Source organism: Xenorhabdus sp. KK7.4, assembly GCF_963876465.1.
Lineage (GTDB): Bacteria > Pseudomonadota > Gammaproteobacteria > Enterobacterales > Enterobacteriaceae > Xenorhabdus > Xenorhabdus stockiae.
The window spans coordinates 1-487 of record NZ_CAWNQF010000041.1; the positions used below are offsets into that span (position 1 = coordinate 1).

At 48.7% G+C, this 487-nt stretch carries 1 protein-coding gene; it reads left to right on the top strand.

Annotation, left to right across the window (positions count from 1 at the left end):
• Nucleotides 1-76: 76 nt before the first annotated feature.
• Nucleotides 77-487 (top strand): DcrB-related protein (locus AACS90_RS05065; protein ID WP_099123678.1); only part of this gene is annotated, 411 nt, incomplete at its 3' end.

Here is a 487-nt window from a genome sequence, read left to right on the forward strand (position 1 = left end):
GTATTAGGCGGTCAGGTTAACATCAACAAATAACGCATTTTGATTTTTAACTTGCAGAAAGTAAAAAGGAACTTCCATGAACAACCAACTTGATCTCGCTCCTTTCCACTTCAATCAGGGCACGATTATGCTGCCCGCCAGCTGGCAGGATGCCAGTATTCTGGTCTTGAACAGTACCGATGAAAAAAATGGCACCAGTTTCACCCTCTCCCGTGACAATCTGCCGTGGGGGCTGGCATTCAGTCAGTTTGCCGAGCGGGAAATGACCGCCATCAGCAAGCAACTGAAAGATTATGACGCGATAACCCATGAATCCGGTGAACTGAACGGTTTTGAGACCGAGACCTTTGAATTTCGCTGGCGTGCCCCAAGTGGTCCGGTACATCAGTTAATGATGTTGTTGAATACCCCAAAACAGGTGCTGATTTTCACCGGCACCTGTCAGGGGGAGATGACAGCAGCACAACGGGAACAGATGCAGACCATG